30 protein-coding genes are annotated in these 26,222 nt (G+C 71.5%); 12 read left to right on the forward strand and 18 right to left on the reverse strand.

Going from position 1 to position 26,222, the window contains the following annotated elements:
• The first annotated feature begins 15 nt into the window (after positions 1 to 15).
• The 4 genes from LL239_RS05815 to LL239_RS05830 are packed head-to-tail and all read left to right on the forward strand — an operon-like array spanning position 16 to position 3,735.
• Positions 16 to 861, forward strand: a complete 846-nt coding sequence (locus LL239_RS05815) for a MetQ/NlpA family ABC transporter substrate-binding protein (RefSeq protein WP_228162510.1) — start codon at positions 16 to 18, stop codon at positions 859 to 861.
• A complete protein-coding gene (locus LL239_RS05820; RefSeq protein ID WP_228162511.1) occupies positions 858 to 1,889 on the forward strand; it encodes a methionine ABC transporter ATP-binding protein in 1,032 nt (343 codons plus the stop codon). Before LL239_RS05815 ends, LL239_RS05820 begins: the two co-directional genes overlap by 4 nt.
• A complete protein-coding gene (locus tag LL239_RS05825; RefSeq protein WP_228162512.1) occupies positions 1,886 to 2,554 on the forward strand; it encodes a methionine ABC transporter permease in 669 nt (222 codons plus the stop codon). The genes LL239_RS05820 and LL239_RS05825 overlap by 4 nt, the downstream gene beginning before the upstream one ends.
• A gap of 2 nt (positions 2,555 to 2,556) precedes the next feature.
• Positions 2,557 to 3,735, forward strand: coding sequence for an aminotransferase class I/II-fold pyridoxal phosphate-dependent enzyme (locus LL239_RS05830; protein ID WP_228162513.1), 1,179 nt, complete (start codon positions 2,557 to 2,559; stop codon positions 3,733 to 3,735).
• Here LL239_RS05830 and LL239_RS05835 read toward each other — a convergent pair.
• Entirely contained in the window at positions 3,732 to 5,105 is a 1,374-nt protein-coding gene (locus LL239_RS05835; protein WP_228162514.1) for an FAD-binding oxidoreductase, read from the reverse strand. The genes LL239_RS05830 and LL239_RS05835 overlap by 4 nt on opposite strands.
• Before the next feature lie 124 nt (positions 5,106 to 5,229).
• The gene (gene groES / locus LL239_RS05840) at positions 5,230 to 5,526 is read right to left on the reverse strand and encodes a co-chaperone GroES (RefSeq protein WP_039394204.1); all 297 of its coding nucleotides are present in this window, start codon (positions 5,524 to 5,526) and stop codon (positions 5,230 to 5,232) included.
• A 131-nt stretch (positions 5,527 to 5,657) separates the two neighbouring features.
• Here groES and LL239_RS05845 point away from each other — a divergent pair, with 131 nt between their 5' ends.
• Positions 5,658 to 6,848: a class I SAM-dependent methyltransferase gene (locus tag LL239_RS05845; protein WP_228162515.1), complete on the forward strand. Its 1,191-nt coding sequence runs from the start codon at positions 5,658 to 5,660 to the stop codon at positions 6,846 to 6,848.
• Between the two features lie 6 nt (positions 6,849 to 6,854).
• Here LL239_RS05845 and LL239_RS05850 read toward each other — a convergent pair whose 3' ends face one another.
• The 4 genes from LL239_RS05850 to tsaB are packed head-to-tail and all read right to left on the reverse strand — an operon-like array spanning position 6,855 to position 9,518.
• On the reverse strand, positions 6,855 to 7,283 hold the full coding sequence (locus LL239_RS05850; RefSeq protein WP_228162516.1) for a hypothetical protein: 429 nt from the start codon (positions 7,281 to 7,283) through the stop codon (positions 6,855 to 6,857).
• On the reverse strand, positions 7,280 to 8,383 hold the full coding sequence (tsaD, locus tag LL239_RS05855; protein ID WP_228162517.1) for a tRNA (adenosine(37)-N6)-threonylcarbamoyltransferase complex transferase subunit TsaD: 1,104 nt from the start codon (positions 8,381 to 8,383) through the stop codon (positions 7,280 to 7,282). The genes LL239_RS05850 and tsaD overlap by 4 nt, the downstream gene beginning before the upstream one ends.
• Positions 8,383 to 8,886, reverse strand: a complete 504-nt coding sequence (gene rimI / locus LL239_RS05860; RefSeq protein ID WP_228162518.1) for a ribosomal protein S18-alanine N-acetyltransferase — start codon at positions 8,884 to 8,886, stop codon at positions 8,383 to 8,385. The genes tsaD and rimI overlap by 1 nt, the downstream gene beginning before the upstream one ends.
• Positions 8,883 to 9,518, reverse strand: coding sequence for a tRNA (adenosine(37)-N6)-threonylcarbamoyltransferase complex dimerization subunit type 1 TsaB (gene tsaB / locus LL239_RS05865; RefSeq protein ID WP_228162519.1), 636 nt, complete (start codon positions 9,516 to 9,518; stop codon positions 8,883 to 8,885). Before tsaB ends, rimI begins: the two co-directional genes overlap by 4 nt.
• Before the next feature lie 205 nt (positions 9,519 to 9,723).
• Here tsaB and LL239_RS05870 point away from each other — a divergent pair, with 205 nt between their 5' ends.
• Positions 9,724 to 10,641, forward strand: coding sequence for an alpha/beta fold hydrolase (locus LL239_RS05870; protein ID WP_228162520.1), 918 nt, complete (start codon positions 9,724 to 9,726; stop codon positions 10,639 to 10,641).
• Positions 10,642 to 10,648: 7 nt separating this feature from the next.
• On the opposite strand, the gene tsaE is transcribed toward LL239_RS05870, so the two are convergent.
• From tsaE to coaA, 5 genes are all read right to left on the reverse strand, one after another.
• Entirely contained in the window at positions 10,649 to 11,152 is a 504-nt protein-coding gene (gene tsaE, locus LL239_RS05875; RefSeq protein WP_228162521.1) for a tRNA (adenosine(37)-N6)-threonylcarbamoyltransferase complex ATPase subunit type 1 TsaE, read from the reverse strand.
• Positions 11,149 to 12,270, reverse strand: a complete 1,122-nt coding sequence (alr, locus tag LL239_RS05880; RefSeq protein ID WP_228162522.1) for an alanine racemase — start codon at positions 12,268 to 12,270, stop codon at positions 11,149 to 11,151. Before alr ends, tsaE begins: the two co-directional genes overlap by 4 nt.
• Complete coding sequence (locus LL239_RS05885; RefSeq protein WP_228162523.1) at positions 12,267 to 12,671, reverse strand: holo-ACP synthase; 405 nt, start codon at positions 12,669 to 12,671, stop codon at positions 12,267 to 12,269. The genes alr and LL239_RS05885 overlap by 4 nt, the downstream gene beginning before the upstream one ends.
• A 303-nt stretch (positions 12,672 to 12,974) precedes the next feature.
• On the reverse strand, positions 12,975 to 14,825 hold the full coding sequence (glmS, locus tag LL239_RS05890) for a glutamine--fructose-6-phosphate transaminase (isomerizing) (RefSeq protein WP_228162524.1): 1,851 nt from the start codon (positions 14,823 to 14,825) through the stop codon (positions 12,975 to 12,977).
• 54 nt (positions 14,826 to 14,879) lie between these two features.
• Positions 14,880 to 15,833, reverse strand: coding sequence for a type I pantothenate kinase (gene coaA, locus LL239_RS05895; protein ID WP_228162525.1), 954 nt, complete (start codon positions 15,831 to 15,833; stop codon positions 14,880 to 14,882).
• Positions 15,834 to 15,872: 39 nt separating this feature from the next.
• On the opposite strand from coaA, the gene LL239_RS05900 reads away from it, so the two are divergent.
• Positions 15,873 to 16,802 (forward strand): Ppx/GppA phosphatase family protein, encoded by a 930-nt coding sequence (locus LL239_RS05900; RefSeq protein WP_228162526.1) that lies wholly within the window; start codon positions 15,873 to 15,875, stop codon positions 16,800 to 16,802.
• 94 nt (positions 16,803 to 16,896) lie between these two features.
• Here LL239_RS05900 and glmM read toward each other — a convergent pair whose 3' ends face one another.
• From glmM to LL239_RS05925, 5 genes are all read right to left on the reverse strand, one after another.
• A complete protein-coding gene (gene glmM, locus LL239_RS05905; protein WP_228162527.1) occupies positions 16,897 to 18,252 on the reverse strand; it encodes a phosphoglucosamine mutase in 1,356 nt (451 codons plus the stop codon).
• A gap of 14 nt (positions 18,253 to 18,266) precedes the next feature.
• Positions 18,267 to 18,737, reverse strand: coding sequence for a 30S ribosomal protein S9 (gene rpsI / locus LL239_RS05910; protein ID WP_228162528.1), 471 nt, complete (start codon positions 18,735 to 18,737; stop codon positions 18,267 to 18,269).
• 24 nt (positions 18,738 to 18,761) lie between these two features.
• On the reverse strand, positions 18,762 to 19,208 hold the full coding sequence (gene rplM, locus LL239_RS05915; RefSeq protein ID WP_022877308.1) for a 50S ribosomal protein L13: 447 nt from the start codon (positions 19,206 to 19,208) through the stop codon (positions 18,762 to 18,764).
• Positions 19,209 to 19,396: 188 nt separating this feature from the next.
• The gene (locus LL239_RS05920; protein WP_228162529.1) at positions 19,397 to 20,140 is read right to left on the reverse strand and encodes a CPBP family glutamic-type intramembrane protease; all 744 of its coding nucleotides are present in this window, start codon (positions 20,138 to 20,140) and stop codon (positions 19,397 to 19,399) included.
• Positions 20,141 to 20,334: 194 nt separating this feature from the next.
• Positions 20,335 to 21,171: an alpha/beta fold hydrolase gene (locus LL239_RS05925; RefSeq protein WP_228162530.1), complete on the reverse strand. Its 837-nt coding sequence runs from the start codon at positions 21,169 to 21,171 to the stop codon at positions 20,335 to 20,337.
• 148 nt (positions 21,172 to 21,319) lie between these two features.
• Here LL239_RS05925 and LL239_RS05930 point away from each other — a divergent pair, with 148 nt between their 5' ends.
• Positions 21,320 to 21,817: a hypothetical protein gene (locus LL239_RS05930; protein WP_228162531.1), complete on the forward strand. Its 498-nt coding sequence runs from the start codon at positions 21,320 to 21,322 to the stop codon at positions 21,815 to 21,817.
• 11 nt (positions 21,818 to 21,828) lie between these two features.
• Here the strand turns inward: LL239_RS05930 and LL239_RS05935 are convergent, their stop codons facing one another.
• Positions 21,829 to 21,966 (reverse strand): hypothetical protein, encoded by a 138-nt coding sequence (locus LL239_RS05935; protein WP_228162532.1) that lies wholly within the window; start codon positions 21,964 to 21,966, stop codon positions 21,829 to 21,831.
• 104 nt (positions 21,967 to 22,070) lie between these two features.
• On the opposite strand from LL239_RS05935, the gene LL239_RS05940 reads away from it, so the two are divergent.
• From LL239_RS05940 to LL239_RS18010, 4 genes are all read left to right on the forward strand, one after another.
• The gene (locus LL239_RS05940; RefSeq protein WP_228162533.1) at positions 22,071 to 22,550 is read left to right on the forward strand and encodes a MarR family winged helix-turn-helix transcriptional regulator; all 480 of its coding nucleotides are present in this window, start codon (positions 22,071 to 22,073) and stop codon (positions 22,548 to 22,550) included.
• 102 nt (positions 22,551 to 22,652) lie between these two features.
• A complete protein-coding gene (locus LL239_RS05945) occupies positions 22,653 to 23,072 on the forward strand; it encodes an organic hydroperoxide resistance protein (protein ID WP_228162534.1) in 420 nt (139 codons plus the stop codon).
• 90 nt (positions 23,073 to 23,162) lie between these two features.
• The gene (locus LL239_RS05950; RefSeq protein ID WP_228162535.1) at positions 23,163 to 23,810 is read left to right on the forward strand and encodes a response regulator; all 648 of its coding nucleotides are present in this window, start codon (positions 23,163 to 23,165) and stop codon (positions 23,808 to 23,810) included.
• Positions 23,807 to 24,937 (forward strand): sensor histidine kinase, encoded by a 1,131-nt coding sequence (locus tag LL239_RS18010; protein WP_228162536.1) that lies wholly within the window; start codon positions 23,807 to 23,809, stop codon positions 24,935 to 24,937. Before LL239_RS05950 ends, LL239_RS18010 begins: the two co-directional genes overlap by 4 nt.
• Before the next feature lie 7 nt (positions 24,938 to 24,944).
• Here the strand turns inward: LL239_RS18010 and LL239_RS05960 are convergent, their stop codons facing one another.
• Positions 24,945 to 26,000, reverse strand: coding sequence for a PIG-L family deacetylase (locus LL239_RS05960; protein WP_228162537.1), 1,056 nt, complete (start codon positions 25,998 to 26,000; stop codon positions 24,945 to 24,947).
• Positions 26,001 to 26,222 lie beyond the last annotated feature (222 nt).

A 26,222-nucleotide genomic window follows, 5' to 3' on the forward strand; every position in this document is an offset into this window, starting at 1 on the left:
AATCACGGAGAACCCATGAGTATCGCCCGTACCGCCGCGGCCGCCCTGACCGCGACCCTGCTCGCCGTGAGCCTGACCGCGTGCGGCGCTTCGTCCGCGCCGTCCTCCTCCGAGGCGTCCGTCGACAAGACCGCACTGAAGATCGGTTTCAACCCCGGTCCGTACCAGGAGATGTTCGAGGGCGGCATCCAACCGCTCCTGGAGGCGGAGGGCTACACCGTCGAACCCGTGGACTTCACCGACGGGATCGTCGTGAACGTGGCCGTGGACTCGGGCGAGATCGACGCGAACATCATGCAGCACCCCGTCTACCTCGATTTCGTCAACGCCCAGGAGGGGATCGACAACGCCGCCCTCGTGCAGATCCCGACGCCGCGCATGGGTCTGTTCGGTGGGAAGAAGAGCTCTCTCGACGACGTCGCCGAGGGGTCGACCGTGACCGTCCCGAACTCTCCGTCGAACCTGTACCGCGGGCTGCTGATCCTGCGCGAGGTCGGCTGGATCGACTTCGACGACGTCGACGACCCCAACACCGCCGATCTGTCGATCATCACGTCCAACCCGAAGAACCTGAACATCACCCCGATCGAGAACGCGCAGCAGGTTCCGGCTCTGCAGGACGTGGACTACGCCACCATCCAGGGCAACTTCATCGTCTCCGGCGGTCTCGACTACGACGACGCCCTCGCCGTCGAGGACCAGCCCGAGCGCTTCTCGAACGTCGTCGCCGTGCGCGCGGCCGATGTCGAGACCCCGTGGGCTCAGGCGATCAAGGCCGCTTACGAGTCGCAGGAGTTCATCGACTACGTCACGTCGAACCCGCAATACTCCGGCTACCAGCTCCCGGCCTGGTTCGAGTGAGCGGCGCCGCGGGCGGAGGCATCGTCTTCGACGCGGTGACCAAGAGCTACACCCGGGGCGCCGTCACCACGACGGCCCTCCGGGATGTCTCGCTCGAGGTCGCCCCCGGGACGATCTTCGGCGTGATCGGCTACAGCGGTGCCGGGAAGTCCACGCTCATCCGCACGGTGAACGGTCTGGAGAAGCCCACATCGGGGCGCGTCCTCGTCGATGACGTCGACATCTCGTCGCTCCGCGGGGGTGCGCTCCGCGCCGCGCAGAAGAACACCGGCATGATCTTCCAGCAGTTCAACCTGCTGGAGACCCTCTCGGCACGGGACAACGTCGCCCTCCCGCTGCGGCTCGACGGCGTCTCCCCCGCCGACGCCCGCCGACGCGCCGACGAGGTGCTCGACTTCGTCGGGCTGAGCGAGAAGGCCGCGAGCCATCCCGGGGATCTTTCGGGCGGCCAGAAGCAGCGCGTCGGTATCGCGCGCGCGCTGGCCCGCAACCCCAAGATCCTGCTCTCGGACGAGTCGACGAGCGCGCTCGATCCCGCCACCACCGCCCAGATCCTCGACCTGCTGCGCAGGATCAACCGGGAGTACGGCACGACGATCCTCGTCGTCACGCACGAGATGGATGTCATCAAGGACCTCACCCACCGGGTGGCGGTGATGGCCGAGGGCGAGGTCGTGGAGCACGGCAGCGTGCTCGACACCTTCATCCGGCCGCGCGCCGCCGCCACCCGCGATTTCGTCGACACCATCGTGCCGCGGGGCCTGCCCCGCCGGGTCGTCGACCAACTCGGCGGCGAAGGTCTGTGGCGCATGCTCCTGTTGGATGCCGAGGTGGAACAGCCCCTCATCACCGGCCTGATCCGCGATGTCGGGGTCGACGTGAACATGCTCCACGCCGACATGACCCAGATCCAGGACCACACGGTCGGCGAACTCATCGTCAAGGTCACCGGCAGCCCGGAGAAGGTGCACGAGGCGCACCGCTATCTCTCCGAGCGGGTCGTCGAACTCGAGGAGGTCGTGGCGTGAACGGCGACAAGTGGACCCTGGTCACCCCCGAGATCTATCTGCGCGCCCTCGGCGAGACGCTTCAGATGCTGGGGGTCTCCCTCGTCCTGGGGTCGCTCCTCGGCATCGTGCTGGGCGCGGTCCTCGCCCTCACCCGCCGGGGCGGCGTGCTGCAGAGCACACCGGTGAACCTCATCCTGGGCGCGGTGGTCAACCTCACCCGCTCGCTGCCCTTCATCATCCTGCTCGTGGCGATCCTGCCCTTCACCCGGCTGCTCGTCGGGACGAGCATCGGCGTCTGGGCGGCGATCGTCCCCCTGACGGTGATGATCGCGCCGTACATCGGTCGCCTGGTCGAGAACTCCCTCCTCGAGGTCCCGGCCGGAGTCGTGGAGGCGGCACGCTCGATGGGGGCGTCCCCGCTGCAGATCTTCTGGCGGTTCCTCCTGCCGGAGGCGCGAGGCTCACTGATCCTCGCCCTCACCATCGCCACCGTCGGACTCGTCGACGCCACCGCGATGGCGGGGACCGTGGGCGCGGGAGGCATCGGAGACCTCGCGCTGTCCTACGGCTACCAGCGGTACGACGGGTTCGCGATGGTGATCACGTGCGTCACGCTGATCGTGCTCGTCCAAGGCATCCAGGCGATCGGGTCGACGCTCGCGCGTCGGTTCCGGAGGCGGTGACCGTGGTCGACTTCGCCCCCGCCGCTCGCGTCGCTGCCCTGCCGCCGAATTTCTGGGGAGCGATGGATGCCGAGAACGCCCGGCTCGCGGCGCTGCCCGGGCCGCGGTTCATCGACGTCTCCAAGGGCAACCCCGACCTGCCGACGCCGGAGCACATCGTGCGCGCCATGCAGGGCTTCGTCGACGATCCCGTCAACCACCGCTACCCCTCGTACGCCGGGCGTCGGTCGCTGCGCGAGGGCGTGGCACGGCGATACCGCGAGGACCATGGCGTGGAGCTGGACCCCGATACGCAGGTGGGGATCTTCCACGGCTCCCACGAAGCGCTCATGGCCGCGGTCCTGGGTCTCGCCGACCCCGGCGCGACCGTGGTCCTCCCCGACCCGGGGTACCCGCTCTACACGTCGGCGGTCGACCTCGCGCAGGCGCGGGCGGAGACCCTCCCCCTCACCGAGCCCGACCATCAGCCCGACTTCGCCGCGCTGGACCACGTGGACCGTGCGCGCCTCCTGCTGCTGAACTACCCGAACAACCCCACCGGGGCGCTGGCCACTCCGGCGACCTTCACGGCCGCGATCGCCTTCGTCGAGCGGGTCGGCGCGGCCCTCGTGCACGACTTCGCCTACGCCTCGCTGGGCTTCGGCGAGCGCCCGCTGTCGGCGCTCGCGGTCGATGACCCGGACGGACGGACCGTCGAGGTGCAGACGCTGTCGAAGACGTACAGCATGGCAGGATGGCGCGTCGGCTTCGCCGCAGGCAACGCGTCGCTGATCTCCGCCATGCGTCGCTACCAGGCGCACGCCTTCAGCACGATGTTCGGTGCCACGCAGGAGGCGGCCGCCGAGGCGCTGCGAGGCGACCAGCGTGCGGCCGCAGATCTCGTGGAGGTCTATCGGCGGCGGCGCGACCTCGTCGTCGCGGGCCTGCGCGGCATCGGCTGGGACGTCATCGAGCCGCGCGGAACGTTCTTCGTCTGGGTGCGCCTTCCCGAGGGTACGGACGCGGTGGAGTTCGCCCGGCGTCTGCGGGAGGAGGCGCGGGTGGCGATCGCTCCGGGAGACGGCTTCGGCGAGCGCGGGCGCGGGCACGTGCGCCTCGGGCTCGTCGTGGACGACGCGACGCTGCACGAGCTGATCGATCGCCTCGCGGCGTTCGCCTCCGGCGCGGGCTCGACGGGCTAGAGCTTCCGCCCCGGGTTCAGGATGCCGCGGGGATCGAACACGCGCTTGATCTCGCGCTGCAGACCCCGCAGGCGGCGGGAGAGCTCCCCGTCCAGGTCGCCGAGCTTGAGGGTGCCGATGCCGTGCTCGCCCGCGACGGTGCCGCCGAGATGCTGCGCCAGTCGCAGGAGGTCGGCGGCGGCCCGATGCGCCTTTTCGGTTTCGACGGGGTCGGCGCCGTCATAGACCACGGTGGGGTGCAGATTCCCGTCGCCGACGTGCCCCGCGAGGCTGATCTCGACACCCGACTCCCGCGCGATGCGCTCGGCCTCCTCGGCGAACACCGTCAGACGGGACCGCGGCACCGCGAGGTCGCCGTGGGTGGCATCCCCTCGCAGCGCGAGCAACCCGGGGTTGAGAGCGCGACGGGCGGCCAGGAGCCGGTCCAGCTGCTCTTCGTCTTCGGCTCGATCGACCGAGAGGGCGCCGTGCGCCGTGAACGCGTCGGAGAAACGATCCAGATCGCGACCGGCCCCCTCCCTGGCATCCGTGACGGCGAGAAGCCACGATCGCGCCGACGGGTCGAGATCCAGGTCAGGACGCACGAGACGGATGCCGCGCAGAGCGGTGTCGTCCAGGAACTCCAGCGTCGCGGGCAGGCGCTCGCCGATCGTGACCTCGGCCGCGGCGGCCAGCGCCGCACCCGTCGAGGGGAACAATCCCACCACTCCGCGCGCCGGGCCGGGAGCGGGGAGCAACCGGAGGGTCGCCTCGGTCACCACGGCGAGTGTGCCCTCCGAACCCACGACGAGGCTCGTCAGATCCAGGCCGGCGACTCCCTTCACGGTCGCGGGGCGCGTGCGCTCGATCGAGCCGTCCGCCAAGACGATCTGCAGCGACAGCACCGCGTCCCCGGTCACGCCGTAGCGGATGCAGCGCATCCCGCCGGCGTTCGTGGCGATGGTTCCCCCCACCGTCGCCCATTCGGCCGATGCCGGGTCGGGCGCGTAGAAGAGTCCGCGGGCTCGCGCCGCACGTTGCAGATCGGCGACGACGACCCCCGGCTGGACGACCGCAGTGCCCTCGGCGGCGTCGATGTCGAGGATGGCGTCCATCTCCGACAGGTCGAGCAGGATGCACCCCTCGATCGCGGCCGCGGCGCCGACGAGTCCCGTGCGTGCTCCCTGCGGCACGACCGGGGTCGTCGTGGCATGTGCGACCCGCAGGACGGCCGAGACCTCTTCGGCGTTGCGCGGTCGCACGACCAGTGCTGCGCGCGGGGCAGGACGACGGGAGGCGTCGGTCGCCTGGGCTGCGACGAGGGCGGGATCATCGATGAGACGGGCGGCGGGCAGGACGTTCCTCAGGCGCGCGGCCAGATTCGCGGTCATCGGGTCAGCGTATTCGCGCCGTGTTCACCGCCACGCGTCGCAGGTCACAGCGCGTAAGACAGCCGGAAAAGGGCGGAACCCCGGATGCCGAGGCATCCGGGGTTCCGAGGAAATCGCAGTGCGATCAGCGCACGACCACCGCGAGGACGTCGCGGGCCGAGAGCACGAGGTACTCGTCGGCGCCGAACTTGACCTCGGTGCCGCCGTACTTGCTGTACAGCACGCGGTCGCCGACGGCGACGTCGAGGGGGACACGGTTGCCGTTGTCGTCGATGCGGCCGGGTCCGACGGCGACGACCTCGCCCTCCTGCGGCTTCTCCTTGGCGGTGTCGGGGATGACGAGACCACTCGCGGTGGTCTGCTCAGCCTCGACCTGCTTGATGACGATGCGGTCCTCGAGCGGCTTGATGGAAACCGACACGGTCTACCTCTTCTTTCTCGTTACAGAAGACTCGTTAGCACCCACACCAGGAGAGTGCTAATCCGAGTGTAGAGAAGTGCTGGCACTCACGCAACGCGAGTGCCAATACATTCGACACCTAGGCTGGCCGGGTGGAGATCGCCGAGCTGACCGCGCTGCTCACGCCCGAGGGGTTGACGCTGCTCGACGACGTGGGCGGCCTCGCCACCACCGACGACGTCGCGCGCGCCGTCTCCCGCCTCCGGTCCGCCGGCCACTCCCCCGACCTGGTGGCCGCCGTCGTAGGCCAGGCGAGACTCCGTGTCCGCGCAGGCGCGAAGTTCGGCCCCTTCGCCGACCGCATGCTGTTCACCCGCGCCGGGCTCGAGCAGGCGACGCGGCTGTCCATCGCGGCGCGCCACGCCGGCCGCTTCCGCGCGGCGGGCCTGCGCACCGTGGCGGACCTCGGGTGCGGGATCGGCGGGGACGCTCTGGGCCTGGCCGGGCTCGGCATCCGGGTGCGGGCCGTGGATGCCGACGAGGTGACGGCCGCGATCGCCGCCTACAACCTCGCCCCCTTCGGCGACGCCGTCACCGTGGCCCACGGCCGAGCGCAGGATACCGACCTCGACGATGTGGATGCGGTGTGGCTCGACCCCGCGCGCCGGACGGCGGGACACGGGGAGACGCGCCGGGTCGCGGCCGAACAGTGGTCGCCTCCCCTGGACTGGGTGTTCTCGCTGCTGGAGCGTCTGCCCGGCGGTGTGAAGCTCGGGCCGGCCTTCGACCGCGCCGCGATCCCGGAGGGTGTCGAAGCGCAGTGGATCAGCGCCGACGGGTCCACGATCGAACTCGTCCTGTGGTCGGGGAGCCTCGCCCGCGACGGCGTCGGGCGCGCGGCCCTGGTCGTGCGAGGCGATGAGGCCTGGGAGCTGACCGCGCCCGCCGACGCTCCCGACGCCGAGCCCCGCGAACTCGGCGCCTTCGTGCACGAGCCCGACGGAGCCGTCATCCGCGCTCGGCTCATCGGCGAGGTCGCGCGATCGCTCGAGGCCGGCATGCTGGCACCCGGGATCGCCTACCTCACATCGGATGCCGCCCTGACGAGCCCCTTCGTGTCGTCGTTCCGCATACGCGAGGAGCTGCCCACCGACACGAAGAAGCTGTCCCGCGCCCTGCGCGAGCGCGACATCGGGACGCTGGAGATCAAGAAGCGCGGGGTGGACGTCGACCCCGCCGCACTGCGGACGCGTCTCTCGCTGCGCGGCGACGAGTCCGCGACCCTGCTGATCACGCGGGTCGCCGGCCGCCGCATCGCCCTTCTCGCCGACCGCGTGGCGTGAGGCCGGTCAGAACGTCGAGAGCTGGGGCAGCGCCCAGAGCAGCCAGCCGATGCTGAACAGCACCGACACAACCGCGAGGGCGAGCGCCCAGATCGCCACGCGACGGCTGTCGTGCGCACGTCGCAGCGAGATGATCGACATGACGATCGCGATGACGCCGAGCGGCAGCAGGACCCCGACGAACAGCGACGCGATGAGCGCCGCGATCGCGGCGGCCAGCGCCCACGGCGCGACCGAGGGCGGCGCGACCGGCCGCGGCGGACTCCAGGGAAGAACGTGCTCGCCGAAGGCCGCACGCTCCAGCTGCGCGGTCGGAAGGCGCTGATCGTCGAACGCATCGCCCGCCGCGATCTGCTCCGCCGCCGAGGGCGCGGCTACGAACGGGGACTCCCCTGCTTTGCGCGCGCGCCGCGTCGGAGGGAGCGACTCGCTCACGAGGCGGCCCCGACGACGAGCCCGCCGGGTGCCGTGGCATCCGGATCCTCGGCTACCTGGATCTCTGTCACCGGGAGGGTGGAGTCCGCGCCGAAGGCGAGGGTCGACGGGCGACGGCCCGATGCGATCAGCTCCGCGGCGAGCGCGGCGATCATCGCGCCGTTGTCGGTGCACAGCCGCAGCGGAGGGATGCGCACCGCGACCCCCGCGGCGGCGGCGCGCTCGAGGGCCACGTCGCGCAGACGCTTGTTGGCGATGACCCCTCCGCCCAGCAGCAGTCGCGGAACGCCGTACCGCTCGCACGCGTCGAGGGCCTTGGTGACCAGAACGTCGACCACGGCCTCGCGGAACGACGCCGCCACATCGGCCACCGGCACCGGCTCCCCCGCCGCCTCGTGCTGCTCGACCCAGCGCGCGACGGCCGTCTTCAGGCCCGAGAACGAGAAGTCGTAGCGGTGGGATGCCATGTCGGAGGCGCGGGAGAGCCCGCGGGGGAAGCGGATCGCGGCGGGATCGCCCGAGGCGGCGGCGCGATCGATCTCGGGGCCGCCGGGATAGGGCAGCTTCAGCAGGCGCGCGACCTTGTCGAACGCCTCGCCCGCGGCGTCGTCCATCGTCTCGCCGAGGAGCTCCACGTCGCTGGTGAGGTCGCGGACGAGGAGCAGCGACGTGTGCCCTCCGCTGACGAGCAGGGCGACCGTGGGGTACTCCAGTTCGCCGGCATCGGCGTCGAGGATGTCGGCGGCGATGTGGCCGACGAGATGGTTCACAGCGTACAGAGGCTTGTCGAGGGCGACCGCGAGCCCCTTCGCCGCGCCGACGCCGACCATCAGGGCGCCGGCGAGTCCCGGACCGCTGGTCACGGCCACGGCGTCGAGGTCGCCGAGGCTCACCCCGGCCTCGGCGAGCGCGGCGTCGATCGACGGCTGCAGCGCCTCGAGGTGCGCGCGTGCGGCGACCTCGGGGACGACGCCGCCGTAGCGTGCGTGCTCGTCCATGCTGGAGGCGATCGTGTTGCTCAGCAGCTGCCGGCCGCGGACGATCCCGATCCCGGTCTCGTCGCAGCTGGTCTCGATGCCGAGCACGAGGGGCGCGTCCATCAGCACCATCCCTTTCCGGTCGCCGTCGCGTCGTCGGGCGTGCGTCGTGCGGCCCACGCGCGCAGGTCGAGCTGCATGACGATCGCGTCGACGTCGTCGGGTTGGTAGTAGCGCGGGCGGCGACCGACCTCGGCGAATCCCTCCGAGACGTACAGCGTCTGCGCGACGGGGTTGTCGGCGCGCACCTCGAGGAAGACCTCGTGCACCCCACGGCGCACGGCCTCTTCGAGCAGCTCGGTCAGCAGGGCACGGCCGCGCCCGCGTCCGCGCGCGGTCTCGGCGATCGTGATCGTCTGGATGTCGGCATCCCGCGCCCCCCGCACGGCGCGCAGACCCGCGTAGCCGACGAGGCGCCCCGCTTCTTCGACGACGACGTACCAGCCGTGCGGAGACGCCAGCTCCTCGCGCATCATCGCGGGGCTCCACGCGTCGGTCGGGAACGAGGTGTGCTCGAGCGCCATGATCGCGTCGAGGTCGTCGAGGGTCGCGGCGCGGGTGCTCACGCGCTCACCCGCTTGGGGGCGTGCGCGGCGACCACGTCGGGGCTGCGCAGGTAGAGCGGCTCGGGGCCGGCGAGCACGCGGCCCGCGTCGAGCGCGCGCGCCGCCGCGAGGGCGATCATCGCCGCCGACACGCTCGTGGCGTCGTACCGCGCGGCCCCGGCCTCGGCGAGGCGGGCGTCGAGGTCGTCGCGCGGGCTGAGCGCGGCATCCGTGATCCGGAGGGGAAGACCGTCGTCGTCGAGACCCTCGTAGACGCTGTAGGCGAACTCTTTGCGGCGGGCATCGGTGACGGCGGCGAAGCGCGGGGTCTCGGTGTCGGTGAGGGCGTCGGCGAGCAGGACGCCCAGGGCGATGCCGTCGTGGCTGGGCACCGGGACGGCCCGGATGCCGCGGCCGAGGGCGAACGCGCGGGCCGTGGCGATACCGACCCGCAGACCCGTGAACGGCCCGGGCCCCATGCCGATCGCGACGTGCGTCGGCGCGGATGCCACCCGGATGGCGCGGGCGAGGAGATCGCCGATGACCTCCGCGTGCCCGAGCGGATCGGCGCTCTGCTCGTCGGCGAGGACTTCCCCGTCGCGGGCGATCGCCGCCACCGCGGTGCCGAGGGAGGTGTCGATGCCGATGATCACCGTTCCAGGGTATCCGGGGCGCACGACACGGATGCCGCCTCGGTGTGGGCTTGCCGTGCCCTGTCCCACTTCTGGCGGGTGCATGTCCCCTTTCTTGCTGTCTGCGACCTCGGCAGACCGCAAGAAGTGGGACGGAGGCCGCGCGGCCACGACCTGCCGGCGTTCACCAGGCATCCGGTCCAGGCCTCGGCTCCGAACACAGGGCATGGAACGACGGTTGCGCCGGCTGGTGGTGCCCACGGCCGTGGGACCGGTGGTCGCCCACGCGGGACGACGCTCCACCGGTGCCGTGGCCACGGTGCTGCTGCACGGCGCCGCCGGGTCGTGGAGGACGTGGATGCCACTGCTCACCGCGGCCGACCGGCTCGGCATCCCGCTCGACGACGTCATCGCGGTCGACCTGCCCGGCTGGGGCGAGTCGCCCGGCCCGGTGCCGACACCCGCGGACGCGGCCGAGGCCGTCGTCGCCGTCGCCCGCGCGCTGGGCTACCCCCGCTGGCGCGTCGTGGGCCATTCGCTCGGTGCCGTCATCGCCCTGGACATCGCCGCGCGCTTCCCCGCCCAGACCGTGGCCGTCGGACTGGTCTCGCCCACCGGCGCCGCGGCACGGGCGATCCTGGACCGTCCCCTGTCCGGATCGGTGAGACTTCCCGCCTTCGCGGGCATGGTCGCCGCGATGGCCGTCCTGCGCGGCCTCGGCCCGGTCGCGCGCCCGCTGCTGCGGGGGCTGCGCCTCATCGGTGCACTGCACCTCCTCGCGCGCCCGCTGTTCCGGCATCCGGACCGCGTCGGCCGCGGGGTATCGGACGCGCTGGCCGAGGAGATCCGGCCGGCGGCGTTCCTCGCCGCGGTCCGAGCAGCGCGGACCCACGACGATGCGGCATGGCGACGGATCACGGCGCCGGTGCGCGCCGTCCGCGGACGGCACGACGTGTTCGCCGGTCGGCAGGACCCGCGCGATGCCCGCCGCCGGATCCCCGGCTACCGCGAGACGGTGCTCGAGGACAGCGGGCACTTCGCCCACGTCGAGCAGGCGTACGAGACCCTGCGAGCCCTGCGCGAGGTCTGGACCGCCGAGCCCGACCGGCGTTCGTCGCCGCGGCACGGTCTGCAGCCGACCTGAGCCCCGCTCAGGGCCGACGCGAGATGGTCACCGTGCGGGGCGCGTCGGCATCCAGCTCGAGGGTGTGGCCGGCGATCTCGCCGCACGCGTTGTCGACGCCGCGACCGCCGACCTGACGCGAGATCTCGACCTCCCACCAGGTGTCGGCGAGGTGGTCGGCGACGCCGCGCCCCCACTCCACGATCACGACGGAGTGCTCGACGTCGATGTCGAGATCGTCGAGCTCGACGGCGGCGCCGAGTCGGTAGGCATCCACGTGCACCAGGGGCGCGCCGCCGACGAGCGACGGGTGCGTCCGCGCGATGACGAACGTCGGGCTCTGGACCGGACCCCGGATGCCGAGACCCTCGCCGATCCCGCGGGTCAGGGTCGTCTTGCCGGCGCCGAGGGGACCGGTGAGCACGACGACATCGCCCGGTTCGAGCGCGCGGCCGAGGGCGCGGCCCAGTTCTTCCATGTCGACGGGACCGGCGATCTCGCGCTCGCCCAGCAGCTCCGCGGGGACGCTCATGCGCCCACCTCCCGTCGCGGAACCCGCGGACCGATGCGCGTGACGATCTCGTAGTCGATGGTGTCCGCGGCATCCGCCCAGTCCCTGGCCGCCGGCACCCCCAGCGTCGGGTCGCCGAACAGCACGGCCTCGTCGCCCACGGATACGGGGTGGTCGCCGACGTCGACGACGAACTGGTCCATCGCGATGCGCCCTGCCACGGTGAATCGACGACCGTTGATCGTCACCGGTCCGCGCCCCGACGCCTGCCGGGGGACGCCGTCCGCGTACCCGAGCGGCACCAGGGCCAGGGTCGTGTCGGTCTCGGTGCGGTAGGCGTAGCCGTAGGACACCCCGGTTCCGGCGGGCACACGCCGTACCGCGGCGACCGCGCCGCGCAGCGTCATCGCGGGGCGCAGACCCAGGTCGGCCGAGGAGCGGTCTACGAGCGGGGAGATGCCGTAGATCCCGATGCCGATGCGCACGCAGTTCAGTCGGGCCTCGGGCAGGGCGATCGCGGCGTGGGTCGCGGCGATGTGCCGCAGGGGCGGGTTCAGCCCGGCGGCGGCCGCGAGCACGACGCCCTCCTCGAACTTCGCCAGCGCCGCGCGATCGTCGGCCTCGCTCGTGTTCGACAAGTGGGAGAACAGTCCGACGACCCGCAGGCGCCCGATCCGTTCCAGGCGCGCGGCCTCGGAGAACACCACGCGCCAGTCGGCCGGGGCGATGCCGTTGCGCGACAGACCCGTCTCGATCTTGAGGTGGACGGCCGCCGGCCGATCGCCCTGGGCCGCCTCACCGGCGCGCAGCAGCTGGTCGATGTCGGAGATGCCGAGCTCGACGTCCTCGCGCACCGCCTCCACGAACGACGCACCGGGCGCGTGCAGCCACGCGAACAGCGGCGCCCGGATCCCCCGTCGCCGCAGCGCCAGCGCCTCGTCGACGTCGGACACCCCGATGCGCGTCGCTCCCCCGCGCAGCGCCGCGACCGCCGCCCGATGCGCCCCGTGTCCGTAGCCTTCGGCCTTCACGACCGCGATGACCTCGACGCCGGTGAGCCGCCGCAGGTGCCGGACGTTCTCGGCGATCGCGTCGACGTCGACCAGCGCTTCGCGCAGCACTCCGGATGCCATCCTCATGCGGTGTCCTCTCGGGTCGGTGCCGCGGTCCCGAGCTCCGGTGCTCCCGCTCCGGCCTCGGCGATGACGTAGGCCGTGGCGAGGGCCGCGTCGTGCGACATCGACAGGTGCAGCGCGGTGATCCCACGTGCCGACACCGTCACGGCTGTCTCGCCGGTCAGCGTGAACGTCGGGCGCCCGGAGGGTTCTGGCGTCACCTCGATGTCGGTCCAGTACACGCCGTCGGAGCCGCCGAGCGCCTTGATCAACGCCTCTTTCGCGGCATACCGCGCCGCCAGCGACCGGGGCTTGAGCAGCCGCTCCGCGGGAGCGAACAGTCGCGCGAGCAGGCGCGGGGTGCGGGCGAGTTGCTGCTCGAAGCGGGGGACGTCGACCAGGTCGACGCCGATTCCGACGATCATGCGCCCTCCCTCCCTGGCATCCTGTCCATTCTGCCGTGCGGACGGTCTCCCGGCCGCGCGGCCCTACACGCACAACTCCGGCGAACTTCACCGGTATTGCCCGATCACCGCCCCACGTGGCGCCGACAGCCGGAGTTGCGCGGACGCCCGGGCGCCGCCGACGCGCCGTCACAACTCCGGCGTCAACGACCACCTGGACCCCGTCGCGGCGTCACCCGGCGGGAATGCCGGAGTTCTGTGTGCGTCCACGACGAAGAAGGGGGCCGGATGCCACTGGCATCCGGCCCCGAGAAAATGCGGGTGTCACTCCACGGTCACCGACTTCGCGAGGTTGCGGGGCTGGTCGACGTCGAGGCCCTTCGCCTCGGCGAGCCCCATCGCGAAGATGTGCAGGGGCACGACGGCCAGGAGCGGCTCGAACAGCGGGGCGGCGAGCGGGATGCGCAGCACCTCGTCGGCGGCCGGGAGCACGGCGACGTCGCCCTCCTCGGCGATCGCGATCACCCGAGCGCCGCGGGCGCGGATCTCCTCGATGTTCGACACGACCTTCTTGTGCATCTCGCCGGCGCCGCGCGGCGACGGGACGACGACGAAGACGGGCTGGCCGGGCTCGATCAGGGCGATGGGACCGTGCTTGAGCTCGCCCGCGGCGAAGCCCTCGGCGTGGATGTACGCGAGCTCCTTGAGCTTGAGGGCCCCCTCGAGCGCGATCGGGTAGCCGACGTTACGGCCGAGGAACAGCACCGATCGCGTGTCGGCCATCCAGTGCGCGAGCTGCTCGATGCGGCTCTGCTCGGTCTCCAGCACGCGTGCGATCTTGCCGGGGATGGCCTCGAGCTCGGTCACGGCCTCGACGGCGACGACGGGGTCGACCGCCCCGCGCACCCGCCCCACGTGCAGAGCGAGCAGGTAGAGCGCGGTGATCTGGCCGACGAACGCCTTCGTCGAGGCGACGGCGACCTCGGGGCCGGCGTGCGTGTAGACGATGGCATCCGACTCGCGCGGGATGGTCGCGCCCTGGGTGTTGCAGATCGACAGTGTCTTGGCGCCGCGCGATCGTGCGTACTTCACGGCCATGAGCGTGTCCATCGTCTCGCCGGACTGGCTGATCGAGACCACGAGCGTGCGGGGCGACAGCACCGGGTCGCGGTAACGGAACTCGTGCGCGAGCTCGACGTCGACGGGGACCCGCGTCCACGTCTCGAGCGCGTACTTGCCCACCATGCCCGCGTACGCGGCGGTGCCGCAGGCGATGACGAGGATGCGGTCGATGTCGGCGAGGAAGTCGTCCATGCCGTCCAGCTCGGGGATCTCCACCCGGCCCTCGTGAATGCGGCCGCGGAGCGTGTTGGCGACGGCCTCGGGCTCCTCCGAGACCTCCTTGGCCATGAACGACGACCACCCGCCCTTCTCGGCGGCCGACGCATCCCACGTGACCTCGAAGGCCTCGACCTCGACCGGCGCGCCGGAGAAGTCGGTCACCTCCACGCCCTCGGGCGTGATGGCGACGATCTCGTCCTGACCGATCGCGAGAGCCTTGCGCGTGTGCTCGACGAAGGCGGCGACGTCGGAGCCGAGGAAGTTCTCGCCCTCGCCGAGGCCGATGACCAGCGGCGAGTTGCGGCGGGCACCCACGACGAGGCCCGGGTGGTCCTTGTGCATCGCGAGCAGTGTGTAGGCGCCCTCGAGGCGCGACACGACGGCACGGAAGGCCGACACCAGGTCGCGGGTGCGGGCGTACTCCCGACCGATCATCGCGGCGGCGACCTCGGTGTCGGTCTCGCTGCGGAAGGTCACGCCCTCGCCGACCAGCTCGCTCTTGAGCTCGGCGAAGTTCTCGATGATGCCGTTGTGGATGACGGCGAGCTTGTCGTCGTCGGCCAGGTGCGGGTGCGCGTTGGCGTCGGTGGGGCCGCCGTGGGTCGCCCAGCGCGTGTGCCCGATTCCCGTGGTGCCGTCGTTCAGCGGTGTGGATGCCAGATCTTCACGCAGCACGGCGAGCTTGCCGGCGCGCTTGCGCATGCCGAGGCCCCCGTCGCCGTCGATCACGGCGATGCCGGCGGAGTCGTACCCCCGGTATTCGAGCCGCGACAGGCCCGACAAGAGGATGTCCTGGCTCTGCCGAGGACCCACGTATCCGATGATTCCGCACATAGCCTCCGAGTCTACGGGGCCGTGCCTGGGGAATCCCGGCGGGGCCCGCGCAGGTCAGAGCTTGCGCAGGAGCACCGATTCGACGGTGTGATCCGCGCCCTTCTGCAGCACGAGCTTGGCCCGGTGCCGCGTCGGCAGCACGTTCTCCTCGAGGTTGGGCAGGTTGATGTCGCGCCAGAACCCGAGCGCGCGCTCCACCGCTTCCTCGTCGCTGATGTCGGCGAAGACGCGGAAGAACGATGTCGGGTTGGTGAAGGCGTTGTCGCGCAGCGCGAGGAAGCGATCGACGTACCAGCGCTCGATGTGCGCGGCGTCGGCGTCGACGTAGATGGAGAAGTCGAACAGGTCGCTCACGGCGACGTCGTTGGGCGTGGGCGGCGGCTGCAGCACGTTGAGCCCCTCGACGATCACGACGTCCGGCCGGTGCACGGTGACGTGGGCGTCGGGCATGATGTCGTAGCGCACGTGCGAGTAGAACGGGGCGCGCACCTCTTCGGCGCCCGACTTCACCTCGCTGAGGAACTCCACGAGCGCCCGCCGATCGTAGGACTCGGGGAAACCCTTGCGATCCATGAGTCCCCGCCGCTCCAGCTCGGCGTTCGGGTAGAGGAACCCGTCGGTGGTCACCAGCTCCACGCGCGGGGTGTCGGGCCAGCGGCTCATCAGCTCGCGCAGCAGGCGCGCGATCGTCGATTTGCCGACCGCGACGGATCCGGCGACCCCGATGACGAACGGGGTCGTGGCATCCGGTTCGCCCAGGAACTCGCTCGTGTCGGCGCCGAGGCGGCGCGTGGCGCGGGCATAGAGGCTGAGCAGCCGGCTGAGCGGCAGGTAGACCTCGGCCACCTCGCGCACGTCCAGGCGATCGCCGATGCCGCGCAGCTGCACGACCTCGGTCTCGGTGAGAGGCTGCTCGATGCCGCCGGCCAGGCGGGCCCACTCGGCGCGATCGATCTGGCGGTACGGACTCAGCGACGGCGCGGGTGCGGCGGTCTCGGCAGCGGACACCCGCTCATGCTACCCGCGGGCCGGCACTACGCTCGGAGCGTGCGACTCGGGGTACTCGACATCGGTTCCAACACCGTCCACCTGCTGGTCGCGAACGCGCGCGCCGGCGGCCGACCGACAGCGACGACGTCGCATCGCTCGGTGCTGCGTCTCATGCGCTACCTGCAACCGGACGGTGCGATATCGGACGAGGGCGTCCGGGGACTGGTGGATGCCGTGACCCAGGCGCGCGAGAAGGCGCGCGCCGAGGGCGTCGACGAACTGCTCGCGACCGCGACCTCCGCGGTCCGCGAGGCCACCAACGGCGAGGAGGTCATCTCCCGGATCGAAGAGGTGCTGGGCCAGCCCCTGCAGGTGCTCGGCGGCGAGACCGAGGCCCGCTTCACGTTCCTCGCCGTGCGGCGGTGGTTCGGGTGGTCGGCGGGCCAGATCCTGCTGTTCGACATCGGCGGCGGGTCGCTCGAGATCGCCGGCGGCGCCGACGAACTGCCGGAGCTGGCCGAATCCGTGCCGCTGGGCGCCGGGCGCTCCACCGTTCGGTTCCTCCCCCACGACCCGCCGAGCCAGGACGAGATCGAGGCGCTGCGCCGGCACGCGACGTCCGTCCTCGCGCCCGTCGCGGAGCGTTTCGCCGCCCTCCCGCGACCCGATCATGTCATCGGCTCGTCGAAGGCCATCCGCTCGCTCGCGAAGCTCGCCGGGTACCCGGTGCCGGGATGGTCGGGCATCGAGCGGATGGTGCTGCCACGCCGAGAGCTGAAGGACTGGATCCCCCGCCTCGCCCGCATCCCGGCGGATGCGCGCGAGGCGCTGCCCGGGATCACCGCGGACCGGACGTTCCAGATCGTCGCAGCGGCGATCGTCGTCGAGCGCGCCATGAAGGCGATGGACGTCGACGAGCTCGAGGTCTCGCCCTGGGCTCTGCGCGAGGGCGTGCTGCTGCGCTACATCGAGTCGCTGGAGTACTGAAACAGCGAGTGTCCCAGACACGCCGTCGATGCCCGGAGGCGAGCGGCGTGTCCGGGACACTCGCGTGGCGTGAAGCGGAGTAAGGAGCCCCGCGTCAGAGGGCGAGGCGCTCCCGCACGACCTCGGACAGGCGCTCGGCGTGCGCGCGGGCGACGTCCTCGGACGCGGCTTCGACCATGACGCGCACGAGCGGCTCCGTGCCCGACGCGCGCAGCAGCACACGACCCGAATCGCCGAGGTCGGTCTCGGCGGCTCGGACGGCTTCCTGCACGCCCTCGTCGGACACGCGCTCCCGGTCGACGCCACGGACATTGACCAGGACCTGGGGGTACACCGTCATGATCGACGCGAGCTCGGCCATCGTCTTGTTCTGCCGCGCCATCTCGGCAGCGATGTGCAGGCCCGTGAGCAGGCCGTCGCCGGTGGTGGCGAACTCGCTCATGATGACGTGGCCGGACTGCTCACCGCCGAGGGAGTATCCGCCCTCGTTCATCGCCTCGAGCACGTAGCGATCGCCGACGGCCGTCTGCCTGACGTGGATGCCGTGCGCGGCCATCGCGCGATGCAGACCCAGATTGCTCATGACCGTCGCGACGAGGGTGTCGTGCGCGAGGGCGCCGCGTTCCTTCATCGCCACGGCGAGGATCGCCATGATCTGGTCGCCGTCGACGACGTTGCCCTGCGCGTCCACGGCGAGGCACCGGTCGGCGTCCCCGTCGTGCGCGATGCCGACGTCGGCGCCGAGGCGCACCACGGCCTCGGAGAGGACGTCCAGGTGGGTCGATCCCACGCCGTCGTTGATGTTCAGACCGTCGGGGTCGGCACCGATCACCGTCACGGTCGCGCCGGCGTCGCGGAAGGTCTCGGGCGAGACTCCGGCCGCTGCGCCGTGGGCGCAGTCCAGGACGACGTGGATGCCATCCAGCCGGTGCGGCAGCGAACCGAGAAGGTGCACCACGTACCGGTCCTCGGCGTCGGCGAAGCGACGGATGCGGCCGACACCCGCGCCCGTGGGCTGCAGTCGATCCCCCTCGAGGGCGCGCTCGATGCGCTCCTCGACGATGTCGGGCAGCTTCGTCCCGCCGCGGGCGAAGATCTTGATGCCGTTGTCGGGGGCGGGGTTGTGGGAGGCCGAGACCATCACGCCGAAGTCGGCGTCGCGATCGGCGACCAGGAACGCGGTGGCCGGGGTGGGGATCACACCCGCGTCGAGCACGTCCACACCCGACGAGGCGAGGCCCGCCGCGACCGCGGCCGAGAGGAACTCTCCCGAGACCCGCGGGTCGCGCGCGATGACGGCGGTGAGGCGTCGGCCTTCGGCCTTGCGCGCCTCCGCCGAACGGCCCTGGCCCAGGACGACCGCGGTCGCCTGGGCCAGGTGCAGCGCGAGTTCGGCGGTGAGGAGGCCGTTGGCCAGCCCCCGCACCCCGTCCGTGCCGAAAAGAGGCATCCGGAGCGTCGAACTCAGCGCTTGGAGTACTGAGGCGCCTTGCGGGCCTTCTTGAGACCGGCCTTCTTGCGCTCCTTCACGCGCGCGTCGCGCGAGAGGAAGCCGGCCTTCTTCAGACCCGGACGGTTGTTCTCGGCGTCGATCTCGTTGAGCGCACGGGCGATGCCCAGGCGCAGCGCGCCGGCCTGACCCGAGGGGCCGCCGCCGGAGATGCGCGCGATGACGTCGTAGGCGCCGGCGAGCTCGAGGACCGTGAACGGGTCGTTGATGAGCTGCTGGTGGAGCTTGTTGGGGAAGTAGTCCTCGATCGTGCGGCCGTTGACCGTGATCGTGCCGGAGCCGGGGACCAGACGCACGCGGGCGATGGCCTGCTTGCGACGGCCGACGGCTGCGCCGGGGACCGAGAGAACGGGACGCTCGGTCGCGACGACGGACTGCTCGGCCGGCGTCTCGGTGCTGTAGTTGGTGGGGTCGATGTTCGACACTGTTTCGTCCTTATCCGGCGGCGCTTACTGGGCGACCTGGTCGAAGGTGTACGCGGTGGGCTGCTGGGCACCGTGGGGGTGCTCGGCGCCGCGGTAGACCTTGAGCTTCTTGAGCTGCGCCGCGCCGAGGCTGTTCTTGGGCAGCATGCCGCGGACGGCCTTCTCGACCGCGCGGACGGGGTTCTTCTCGAGGAGTTCCTCGTAGCTGACGGCCTTGAGGCCGCCCGGGTAACCCGAGTGGCGGTAGGCCATCTTCTTCTGGAGCTTCTGGCCCGTGAGCGCGACCTTGTCGGCGTTGATCACGATGACGAAGTCGCCCGAGTCGATGTGGTTGGCGAAGGTCGCCTTGTGCTTGCCGCGGAGGAGGGCCGCCGCGTGCGAGGCCAGACGGCCGAGGACGACGTCGGTGGCGTCGATAACGACCCACTCGCGCGTGACCTCAGCGGCCTTGGGGGTGAAAGTGCGCGTCACAGTAGTGCTGCTTTCTTGATCGAACGGAGGAGTTCGTGAATCCCGCTCCGGTGGTCGGTTCTCCGGTCGATGACCGGGCAACTGGGCCGGTGGAGGGCTCACGTTCGGGTCACCCGCTCGCAGTGAGGCGGGCACCAAAGAGTTAGCTTACGGCATCCGGATGCCACGACCAAACGCGCACGCCCGGGTCACACCACGACGGAGGCCGCCACCACCACCGCGACCCCCGTGAGGTTGTAGACGGCGTGCAGCAGGACCGCGGGCCAGAGCCGCCCGGTCGTGAGAACGCACGTCGCCGCGACAGCACCCACCAGCGCGAGAGACGCCGAGCCCGCGGTGGTCACGGGCGCGACCAGCGCATGCGCGGCGACGAACAGCACCGATGAGACCACGAGCGAAGAGAGGGATGCCGCCGCACGGCCACTGACCCGACGGACCACCGTGTACACGGCCACGAGCAGCACACCGCGGAAGTACAGCTCCTCGACGGCGGGCGCCGCGATCGTGGCGGCCACCGCCTCGACGAGGAAGGGCACCGAAGAGGGCGCGACCGGAGAGGGCCATACCGACTCCCCCGCCGCGGTGGCCAGCGCACCCTGCACAAGACGCAGCGCGATCCCCCACACGAGGCCGATCACCGGATCGACCCAGCGGAACCGGAGGAGGCCCCGCGGGCGCGAACGGCCGAAGGCCCATGCGGCGGGAGCGACGAAGGCCGCCCACAGCACCGCCTGGCACGCGAGGCCCGCCGCGGCCGGCGGAAGGAGGATCGCCCCGAGGCGGGCGGCGAGCACACCGATTCCGAGCGAGAGGATCGACCAGCCGAAGACCTCGAGGTTCCAGCGCACGACGGTGGACCCGCCCTCCCTCCACCCGCGGGGGCGTCGGCGAGAGCGAGCGAGCGAGGGGATCGCATCGATCGGCTCGGGCATGCTCTGACCGTAGGGCCCGGCCGACGCACCACGCGCCGTGCCGTGGACGACGCGCGGCCGGGTCACATCGCCCTCCACCCGACAGGACACAGTCGTTCACCCGCTCGTGACGACGCCCCCGGCACGGGATGCCGGGGGCGGGTGAGGCGTCCTGCGCTGATCGCGGGCGAGATCGAGGACGCCGATCGACGGGATCAGCGCTGCAGGAAGTCCACCAGCACGCGGTTGAACTCGTCGGCGTGGCTGACGTTGACGCCGTGCGGCGCGCCGTTGACCACGTGCAACTCACTGCCCGGGATGGCCTCGTGAGTGCGCTTGCCGGATCCCTCGAAGGGCACCGTCGCATCGCTGTCGCCGTGGATGACGAGGGCCGGAACGGTGACGTTCCTCAGGTCGTCGCGGAAGTCCGTCGTGCCGAACGCCTCCATCGCCGTGAGTGCGGCGTGATGGTCCGCCTGGTTCGCCAGACGCTCCGCCTCGGCCTGCTCGGCGGCGGGCACCGCGAGAGCCCCGTCCACGGAGAAGAAGTCGGTCGTGAACTGGTGGTAGAACGCCTTCTGGTCGCCTTTCAGGCCCTTTTCCATCTCGTCGGCGGTCGCCTGGTCCAGCGGGCCTTCGGGATTGTCCTCGGTGTGGGCGAGGTACGGCGGGACGGCCGCCGCGAAGACGACGCTGTGGACGCGACCGGCTCCGTGGCGCGTGAGGTAGCGCGCGACCTCGCCCCCGCCCATCGAGAAGCCCACGAGCGTGGCATCCCGCAGGTCGAGCGCCTCCAGCACGGCGTGCAGGTCGTCGGCGAAGGTGTCGTAGTCGTAGCCGGAACGCGGCTTGTCGCTGCGGCCGAATCCGCGCCGGTCATAGGTCACGACGCGGTAGCCGGCTCCCTGGAGGGCCGGTACCTGGTGGGCCCACGACTCTCCCGAGAGGGGCCAGCCATGAATGAGGACGACGGGGCGACCGGCCCCGCCGGTGTCGTCGACGTGAAGGTCGACGTCGGTCAGCAGTCCGTGGTGTGCGGTGATCTCGCTCATGCCCGTCATGCTTCGACGCCCACCTGGGCGTCCACCCGCGGTTGACGCGGCGCGCCCGAGTTGATAGTAGGCGCAGACGGGCCTGGCATATCGACCGCTCGCGCGCAACGACTCCGACGCGGCGCCTCGCCGTCGATAGCCTCGCGCCATGGCATCCCTTCGCGCTCTCACCGGCGGGCTCTCGACCCTCGGACTCTCCCTCGCCCTCACCGCGTGCGTCCCTTCGGTCGGAGCGGGCGGGTCCGACGACCGCGCCTACGAGACCGTGATCGCCGCCGTGATCCGGGCGGAGTCGGATGCCGGCGGGCGAGCCTTCGACGTGGAGATCGAGGACGGGACGGCCCAGGTGCACGTCGCCGTCGATGGTCGCGATACGGAGGTGGACGTCGAGCTCGCCGGGCCCACCGTGACGGAGCGGCACGACGACGGCGACCTGGATGCGGACGATCGCACGGCGCTGGATGCAGCATCGACGACGCTGGCCGACGGGATCCGCATCGCTGCGGCCGCGCACGGTGGCGGCGGGGACGTGTCCGAGGTCGATCTCGCGCGCGGCGACGACGCCGCCTGGCGGGTGGAATTCACGGACGGCACGACGATAGCCGTCGCGGTCTCCGACGGCACGGTCGTGCGCGCCGGGGGCTGAAGCGGCGCGCGTCAGGCGGGCTCGATCAGGCCCGGGGTGCTCGGCATCCCGAGGTCGAACTGGTGTCCGTTGATGGCGAGGACGTCGCGGTCTCCGTCGGCGAGGAAGCCCGACGGAGAGACGGCGCTCGCGTCGCTGCGGGGGATCATGCGACCCATGGTGAGCGGGAACGCGGATCGAGTGCAGGGGTTGACTTCTCCGGCTGGGTGAGATTCTTATTGTGCACAACTAAGTTGTGTGCAATTCTTTTCTCATGTCCGCCGTCGACTCCCTCGTCTGCTTCGCCCTCTACGCCGCGAGCCGCACGACCACCCAGGCGTACCGGGTGCTGCTGGATCCGTGGGACCTCACCTACCCGCAGTACCTCGCTCTCGTGACCCTCTGGAACGACGGAGACCAGACCGTGAGCGGACTCGGGGATGCTCTTCAGCTCGATTCGGGGACGCTCTCGCCGATGCTCGCCCGCATGGAGTCCGCCGGCTACGTCACCCGAACGCGCCGCGCCGATGACGAGCGCGTGGTGACGGTCTCACTCACCCCCCGCGGACGCGAGATGCGCGACGAGCTCGCTCACATACCGCGTTGCATCGCCGTCGGATCGGGCCTCACCGATGCCGAGAGCGCCCGCGAGCTGATCAACGCCCTGCAGCAGCTGACCGTCGCCATGCGCGACCTGCGCGACCAGCCACAGACCGTCCTCGACCGGACCGCTGCATACACGCCTGCGCCCTGATCCCCGCGCGCACCACCCGCCCTCGGGTACCCGACTCGGCATCCGTCCGACTCCTCCGCCACCCCGACGGCACTCCCCCGTCCGAAAGAAAGGAACCATCCCATGGACGTCCTCTACACCGCCGAAGCACTCTCCACCGGTGAAGGCCGCAACGGCCACGTCGTCGCCGGCGACCAGCTCGACCTCGATGTCGCCGTCCCCCAGGAGATGGGCGGGTCGGGCAACGGAACCAACCCCGAGCAGCTCTTCGCCGCGGGCTACGCCGCGTGCTTCCACAGCGCCCTCCACGCGGTCGCTCGAGGCCACAAAGTGAAGCTGGAGGACTCCTCGGTGGGCGGTCGCGTGCAGATCGGCTCGAACGGTCAGGGCGGCTACCAGCTCGCCGTGCTGCTCGAGGTCGTCCTGCCCGGGATCGACCACGAGCAGGCGCAGCAACTCGCCGACGAGGCTCACCAGGTCTGCCCGTACTCCAACGCCACGCGCGGCAACATCGACGTCACCGTCACCGTCTCCGACGACTGAGCCGTCACGCAGGGGCGGCGCCGGTGGTCCGGCGCCCCCTTCCGTGCTCCCCCCGGGCGGCGCCGGCCGGCCCGTCGTAGGGTGACACTCGTGATCCGCGTGGTAGTCGTCGACGACGAGGCCCTCGTCCGTTCGGGCTTCGAACTCATCCTCGGCGCCGCCGACGACATCGAAGTGGTCGCCGCCGTCGACGGCGACCAGGCCGTCGAGACCATCCGCCGCGAACGGCCGGACGTCGTACTCCTCGACATCCGGATGCCGGGACGCAGTGGACTGGACGTGCTCGCCGACATCCGCGACGATCCGGGGCGCCCGGTCGTCGGCATCCTCACGACCTTCGACACCGACGAACACATCGCCCGCGCGCTGCAAGACGGCGCCTCCGGCTTTCTCGTCAAGGACACGCCGCCGCAGCACCTCGCCGCCATGGTGCGCTCGCTCGCCGCCGGCGGGGTCGTCCTTTCGCCCCAGGTCTCCCGCACGCTGGTCGAGGGGTACGTCGGGGCACCCGACCCGGACGCCGTGGAGCGCATCGCGCTTCTCACCGAGCGCGAGCGCGATGTCCTGGACCACCTGCCGACGGGCGAGTCGAACGCCGAGATCGGCAAACGCCTCCACCTCAGCGGAGCGACCGTGAAAGACCACGTCAGCGCGATCCTCGCGAAGCTGTCGGTGTCCTCGCGCCTGGAAGCCGCCCTCATCGCGGAGCGCGCCCGTCGAGGTGGCGACCGACGGTGACCGCCCGCTCCCGTCATCGTCTGACGCCCCTCACGCGGAGCCGGTGGTTCGCGGTCGTCACCGATCTCGCTCTGGCGGCCGCGGCCGTCATCGACGTCGTCGTGCTGCTCCCGGGCTGGACACCCTTCGAGATCGCGCTCGCCGCGGTCGCCGTCGCCGGACTCCTCGTGCGACGGCGCCTGCCCTGGGTCGCGTTCGTGCTCGTCCTGCCCGGACTGGTCGTGGATGCCATGACGATCGCCGCCCCGATCGCGCTGTACTCCGTCGCGGTGCGGGAACGTCGCCTCCCGCCCGTGCTCGCCGCGGGAGCGGTGACCTTCGCCTGCTTCCTCCTGCCGGATTGGCAGCTGCCTGAGCTGGACTACCTCGCGCCCTCGCTGCTGTACGCCCTGATGTACGCCGCCACGCCGATCGCCCTCGGCGCGCTCGTGCGGACCCGGACGGAGCTCAGCGACCGTGTGGCGGAGCTCTCGGCCGCCCGCGCTGTCGAACGCCTGCGGGACGAGCAGGACGTGCTGCGCCGGGAGCGCGCTCGTCTCTCGCGCGAGATGCACGATGTCGTCTCGCACCAGGTGAGTCTCATCGCCGTCCAGGCCGGCGCCCTGCAGGTCGCCTCCACCGACCCGGACGCGCGCAGGGCGGCGGGCGTCATCCGCTCCCTCGCTGTACGCACCCTCGATGAGCTGCGGCAGATGGTCGGCGTCCTGCGGGCCGAAGGCGCACCGACCGGCGGGGACAAGCCGCAGCCGACCCTGGACGACCTCGCGCGCCTCGTCGCGGACAGCGGCATTTCCGCCGAACTCGTCACCGATATCACCTCCGACCTCGCGCCGCCGCTGGAACGCGCCGTGTACCGCACGGTGCAGGAAGGGTTGACCAACGCCCGCAAGCACGCGCCCGGCGCTCCCGTACGGGTCAGCGTGCGCACGACGACCGCGAGCATCCAGGTCGTGGTCGACAACGACGCCCCGACGACGGCCGCCCTTCCCTTGCCGTCCGGAGGCGCGGGCCTGCGGGGACTGCGGGAGCGCGCCGAGCTGCTGGGGGGAAGCCTCGACGCGGCGAGCCGGTCCGGCGGAGGTTTCCGCCTCTCCGTGTCGCTTCCGCGACGCGAACCGGAACGCTGAGCAGCGCTCAGGACAGGCGCAGCTCCGCCTCGTTCATGGGATAGGTCCGTCGCAGCCACTCGCCGAAACCCGGCTGCGCCAGGCAGGTGGACGCCTCGGCGCACCGGACGACCGGATCGTCGGCCGCGTACGTGCGGTACACCTCGACCTTGGCATCCAGTGCCGTGCCCGTGACGTTGACGGGCTGGTCCTGCGACGGATATCCGAGGTAGTACGACATCGCCTCGGGTGCGAGACCGACGACCGGCGCCGAAGCGCGCACGAGCGAACCGACGCACGAGTGGTCGGGGTGATCGCCGCGGGCGAAGGCGCTTTCATGGGGCACGTTGGTGCTCACGCGGCGCGGCTCGGCAGCGGAAAGAAGCTCGGCGAGCGTCGCCGTCAAGCGCGGAAGGTCGTAGACCGGTCCGCCGTCGACCGGCGCGAGGACGTCGACCTCGCCGTTGATGAGCTGTGTGAGTCCCGCCCCGCCCGTGGCGAGGAAGCCCTTGCCGTCGAGACCGCCGTCCGGCAGGCGGAGGACGGTGATCGACAGCCGCGGCTCGTCGGCCGGGACGAACCGCGTGACCCTCGCACCGCTGAGAAGGGTGAGTTGTCGTTCGTCCCACTCTCCGGTTGCTCCGCGCATGAGGTCGTAGGCGGCGCGGATGCCGGCTTCCCGCTCGAGGGCGTAGTCGAGGCCCTTCCCGGCGTCGCCCGCCGTGACGTACACCGCCCGCACGGTGGCGCCGGCGGCGATCCCCTCACCCAGTTCCGGGTTGGCGAAGATGATGTCGTCGTCGGCGTGCGCCCAGATCGTCATGCACGTGTCCAGTCCCGGCGCCTCGACGGCGGGCGACAGCGTCGCCGGCGGCGCCGGCGCGGCGATCGGGCGGAGAGGCATCCACGCCCCCACAGGGCCGCCGCTGTGGCGCAGCTGACGAACGAACAGCGCACCGCCCCCGAGTGCGGCCAGCGCGAGACCGCCGATGAGCAGTCCGCGACGCGTCACACGGACACGGCGAGCTGCGCGCTCTGCCGCGCGTTCCTCGCCCTCCGCCCCAGAAAGCTCGTCTTCCCGCACCGTGGCTCCGTCCTGTGTCCCCCCAGCCGAGCGCAGCGACGGGTTCGGGTCGTCGGCGCTCGGCGTGACGGTACGACGCTATCGCGCGGACGGGCGCGAATCGGGTAGACCACACCAGCCCCCACCGAGCGGCGGGGCCCAGAGGCGCCGGTCGGGGGAGAACGCTTCCGCCGACGGCCCCTCGTACGGAGGCCGACGTCGTCGATCCCCGAGAATCGACGG

The organism is Microbacterium testaceum, from assembly GCF_020781835.1.
GTDB lineage: Bacteria > Actinomycetota > Actinomycetes > Actinomycetales > Microbacteriaceae > Microbacterium > Microbacterium testaceum_H.

Bases quoted from the DNA above. Each gene is read 5' to 3' on its own strand.
- LL239_RS05815 (WP_228162510.1), top strand. From the start codon at position 16: ATGAGTATCGCCCGTACCGCCGCGGCCGCCCTGACCGCGACCCTGCTC.
- LL239_RS05835 (WP_228162514.1), bottom strand. From the start codon at position 5,105: ATGACCGCGAATCTGGCCGCGCGCCTGAGGAACGTCCTGCCCGCCGCC.
- tsaD (WP_228162517.1), bottom strand. From the start codon at position 8,383: ATGGACGCGCCCCTCGTGCTCGGCATCGAGACCAGCTGCGACGAGACC.
- LL239_RS05870 (WP_228162520.1), top strand. From the start codon at position 9,724: ATGGAACGACGGTTGCGCCGGCTGGTGGTGCCCACGGCCGTGGGACCG.
- tsaE (WP_228162521.1), bottom strand. From the start codon at position 11,152: ATGAGCGTCCCCGCGGAGCTGCTGGGCGAGCGCGAGATCGCCGGTCCC.
- alr (WP_228162522.1), bottom strand. From the start codon at position 12,270: ATGAGGATGGCATCCGGAGTGCTGCGCGAAGCGCTGGTCGACGTCGAC.
- LL239_RS05885 (WP_228162523.1), bottom strand. From the start codon at position 12,671: ATGATCGTCGGAATCGGCGTCGACCTGGTCGACGTCCCCCGCTTCGAG.
- glmS (WP_228162524.1), bottom strand. From the start codon at position 14,825: ATGTGCGGAATCATCGGATACGTGGGTCCTCGGCAGAGCCAGGACATC.
- glmM (WP_228162527.1), bottom strand. From the start codon at position 18,252: ATGCCTCTTTTCGGCACGGACGGGGTGCGGGGGCTGGCCAACGGCCTC.
- LL239_RS05920 (WP_228162529.1), bottom strand. From the start codon at position 20,140: ATGCCCGAGCCGATCGATGCGATCCCCTCGCTCGCTCGCTCTCGCCGA.
- LL239_RS05925 (WP_228162530.1), bottom strand. From the start codon at position 21,171: ATGAGCGAGATCACCGCACACCACGGACTGCTGACCGACGTCGACCTT.
- LL239_RS05930 (WP_228162531.1), top strand. From the start codon at position 21,320: ATGGCATCCCTTCGCGCTCTCACCGGCGGGCTCTCGACCCTCGGACTC.
- LL239_RS05935 (WP_228162532.1), bottom strand. From the start codon at position 21,966: ATGATCCCCCGCAGCGACGCGAGCGCCGTCTCTCCGTCGGGCTTCCTC.
- LL239_RS05940 (WP_228162533.1), top strand. From the start codon at position 22,071: ATGTCCGCCGTCGACTCCCTCGTCTGCTTCGCCCTCTACGCCGCGAGC.
- LL239_RS05945 (WP_228162534.1), top strand. From the start codon at position 22,653: ATGGACGTCCTCTACACCGCCGAAGCACTCTCCACCGGTGAAGGCCGC.